Below are 3,362 nucleotides of genomic sequence, written 5' to 3' on the forward strand. Positions count from 1 at the left end.
GGGGAGGGAGTGCCCTACTTCACCAGCCCCTTTTCCTTGTAGTACCGCTCGGCGCCGGGATGCAGCGGCACCGGCATGCCGTCGAGCGCCTGGGTCATGTCGATCGCCTTGGCGGCGGCGTGGGCGGCGGCGAGCTGGTCGAGATTTTCGAACAGCAGCTTGGTCATCTGATAGGCGGTCTCGTCGGAGACGTCGGCATGGGTGATGAGGAAATTACCGACGGCGGCGGTCGCGACATCCTCGGTCTGGCCTTCATAGGTGCCCTTGGGAATGGCTACCGAAAGATAGGGCGAGCCGATCTTGGCGACGTCCTCCGCCGGTACTGCAACGACGTTGATCGGCACCGAGGTGGCGAGGTCGCGGATCGATGCGACGCCGAGGCCGGCCGATTGCAGCGTGGCGTCGAGCTGGCGGTTCTTGATGAGCTCGACCGATTCGGCGAAGGGCAGATACTCGACCCGTCCAAGGTCTTCGTATTTCAGCCCGGCGGCCGCGAAGATGGCGCGGGCGTTGAGCTCGGTGCCGGAGGCCGGCGCGCCGACAGACAGGCTCTTGCCCTTGAGGTCGGCAAGCGTATTGATGCCGGATTCCTTGCTGGCAACGATCTGGATGTAGTTGGGATAGATGGCGGCGATGCCGCGCAGCTTGTCGAGCTTGCCCGGGTAGCCGGCTTCGGTATTGCCCTCGGCGGCCAATTTGACGGCATCGCCGAGCGCGAAGGCGATCTCGCCTTTGCCCTGCTGCAGCAGGTTGAGATTCTCGACCGAAGCTTTCGTCGCCTGCACCTGGGTGCGGGCGCCTTCGATGCCCTTCCCGTAGATTTCCGACAGCGCGACACCGAGCGGATAATAGACGCCCGAGGTGCCGCCGGTCAGCACGTTGATGAATTCCTGCGCCTTGGCCGAAACCGCGCCAATGCCCAGCGACAGCGCCAGCGCGCCGGCGGCAACAAACTTCGTCCTGAAATTAAGCATGTGATTTCCTCCCTGAAATATTTGCCACCGCACGACCCGAGGCGAGTTTAGACAGCGGGCGGGAAATGCCAACCCGCAATTGCGCCGATTAGACCAACGGTCGATGCCGCTGGACATGCAGGCTTGCGCGAGATGCCATCCGGGCCGAAAGATTTTTGCAGCGCCTGTCGAATTCGGGCGAGGACGCGCGACATTGGTTCGGCCGGCAACGACGCGGCCTTCGAAACCACGGGAGAAGACCATGCGATACATGCTTTTGATCTACGGAAACGAAGCCGCAATGGCGAATGCGCCACGCGAGAGCACCGAGCAGACCCTCGCGGCCTATGGCGCTTATACCGAAGCGTTGAAGAAATCAGGCGTATGGCTGGCCGGCGACCGGCTGAGACCGACCCAGGCGGCCACCTCTGTACGGATGGCTAACGGCAAGACCAACGTGCTCGACGGCCCGTATGCCGATACCAAGGAGCAACTTGCCGGCTTCTACATGATCGAGGCGGCGGACATCGACACGGCCATCGAATGGGCTGCGCGCTGTCCAGCAGCCAGCACTGGCACGGTCGAGGTGCGACCGATCTGGGAAATGACGGAGTACTTATCTGAGAAATGACCAGTGATGGACAGTCGTCCGGAGATCGCACGGGCGGCGGCGGATGCAGCCGCCCGCCAAAGCTACGGCAAGCTGGTCGCCTATCTGGCCGCGCGCATCCGCGATGTGGCCGGCGCCGAGGACGCGCTGGCCGACGCCTTTGCGGCGGCGCTCGAACGCTGGCCGCAAACCGGCGTGCCTGAGAAACCGGAAGCCTGGCTGCTGGCGGTGGCACGAAAACGTAGCGTCGACGCGATCCGGCGGCGGCTGACCAGCGAGGCGGGCCGCGACCATCTCAGGTTGATCGCCGAGGAGATCGAGGCCCGCATGGCCGATGAAGACCTGCCCGACGAACGGCTGCGGCTGATGTTTGCCTGCGCCCATCCGGCGATCGAGGCCGGCGTGCGCGCGCCGCTGATTCTGCAAGCCATTCTGGGCTTCGACGCCGCGACGATCGCCTCTGCATTCCTGGTGTCGCCGGCAACGATGGGCCAGCGCCTGGTGCGCGCCAAAAACCGCATCCGCGAGACCGGCATTCCGTTCCGTGTGCCGGAGCGGGCCGAGCTCGGCGAGCGGCTGGATGCGGTGCTGGAAGCGATCTACGCCGCGTTCGCCGAAGGCTGGTCCGACCCGGCCGGCACCGAAACCCGGCGGCGCAATCTCGCGACCGAAGGCATCTGGCTCGGCCGGCTGGTGGCGTCGTTGATGCCGGATGAGCCGGAAGCGCTCGGCCTGCTGGCGCTGATGCTGTTTGCCGAGGCGCGGCGTGCGGCGCGGCGCAACGCCGCCGGAGACTATGTGCCATTGGCCGAGCAGGAGCTTGCGCTGTGGGACGGCGCCTTGATCGACGAAGCGGAGACGCTGCTCAGGCGCGCCGCGGCCAAGGGCGTTGTCGGTCGCTACCAGCTCGAGGCGGCCGTGCAATCCGCCCATACGACCCGGCGGCTGACCGGCCGGACCGACTGGATTGCGATCAAACATCTCTACGACGCGCTGTCGATGGTTGCCGGCTCGCCGGTGATTTCGATCAACCGCGCGGTGGCCATTGCCGAGGCCGACGGCGCCGCGGCGGGATTGAGTGCACTTGATGAGCTTGGCGACGACAAACGGCTGCATGATTATCAGCCTTATTGGGCCGCGCGCGCGGGCCTTCTGGCCAGGATCGACAAAACCCGGGAAGCGGCCGCAGCCTATGACCGGGCGATCGGCCTCGAACGCGACCCGGCTGTGCGCCGGTTCCTGCAGGAACGACGGGCGGGGCTCGGCCGCGCGGAAGCAGACTGAGACAAGGCGATCGGTTCAGGCCGGCCACATGGCGTGGGAGGCGTTCAGCTTCCTCATCACCTGATGCTCCCGCAATTTGGCCCACAGGCGTTCGATGTTCGGCCAGGCGGTGCGGACTTTTCCGACCTCGGGATGCCAGGCCACCAGCATGACGAGATAGATGTCGGCCAGCGAGAGCTGGTCGCCGACCAGCCAGTCGCGGCCTTCGAGGGCAGCATCGAGAATGGCCAAGCCGCGATCCAATTCCGAGATCGCCGCCTGCTTGACTGCGTCCACGCCGCCGGGATCGGCTGTGTAGCGATGAGCATAGAAGAACCGCAGGTCAGCCTGATAGATGACCGACGACATGAACGTCATCCAGCGCAGGAAGTCGGCGCGGTCAGGCGAGTTCGCTGCCGGCGCCAAGTTCGCTTCCGGGTGGCGCTCGGCAAGCAGGATGCAGATCGCCGCCGATTCGGTCATCGAACTTCCGTCCGGCAAGATCAGGACTGGCACCTGGTTCAAGGGGCTGATGT

Annotated in this window: 4 protein-coding genes; 2 read left to right on the forward strand and 2 right to left on the reverse strand. The window is 65.3% G+C overall.

Annotated elements, in window-relative coordinates:
* Positions 1-14 precede the first annotated feature (14 nt).
* Positions 15-974 (reverse strand): TAXI family TRAP transporter solute-binding subunit, encoded by a 960-nt coding sequence (locus EOA86_RS27525; protein ID WP_128344563.1) that lies wholly within the window; start codon positions 972-974, stop codon positions 15-17.
* Positions 975-1,215: 241 nt separating this feature from the next.
* Between EOA86_RS27525 and EOA86_RS27530 the strand changes: the two genes are divergently transcribed.
* The gene (locus tag EOA86_RS27530; protein WP_029347934.1) at positions 1,216-1,584 is read left to right on the forward strand and encodes a YciI family protein; all 369 of its coding nucleotides are present in this window, start codon (positions 1,216-1,218) and stop codon (positions 1,582-1,584) included.
* A 6-nt stretch (positions 1,585-1,590) separates the two neighbouring features.
* A complete protein-coding gene (locus EOA86_RS27535; RefSeq protein WP_095517656.1) occupies positions 1,591-2,847 on the forward strand; it encodes an RNA polymerase sigma factor in 1,257 nt (418 codons plus the stop codon).
* Positions 2,848-2,862: 15 nt separating this feature from the next.
* Here the strand turns inward: EOA86_RS27535 and EOA86_RS27540 are convergent.
* On the reverse strand, positions 2,863-3,362 hold a 500-nt coding region (locus EOA86_RS27540; protein WP_164892024.1), incomplete at its 5' end, for a glutathione S-transferase family protein.

The organism is Mesorhizobium sp. M5C.F.Ca.IN.020.32.2.1 (genome assembly GCF_004023105.1).
Lineage (GTDB): Bacteria > Pseudomonadota > Alphaproteobacteria > Rhizobiales > Rhizobiaceae > Mesorhizobium > Mesorhizobium wenxiniae.

Coding starts and splice junctions, on each gene's coding strand:
- EOA86_RS27525 (WP_128344563.1), bottom strand. CDS start 974: ATGCTTAATTTCAGGACGAAGTTTGTTGCCGCCGGCGCGCTGGCGCTG.
- EOA86_RS27535 (WP_095517656.1), top strand. CDS start 1,591: ATGGACAGTCGTCCGGAGATCGCACGGGCGGCGGCGGATGCAGCCGCC.
- EOA86_RS27530 (WP_029347934.1), top strand. CDS start 1,216: ATGCGATACATGCTTTTGATCTACGGAAACGAAGCCGCAATGGCGAAT.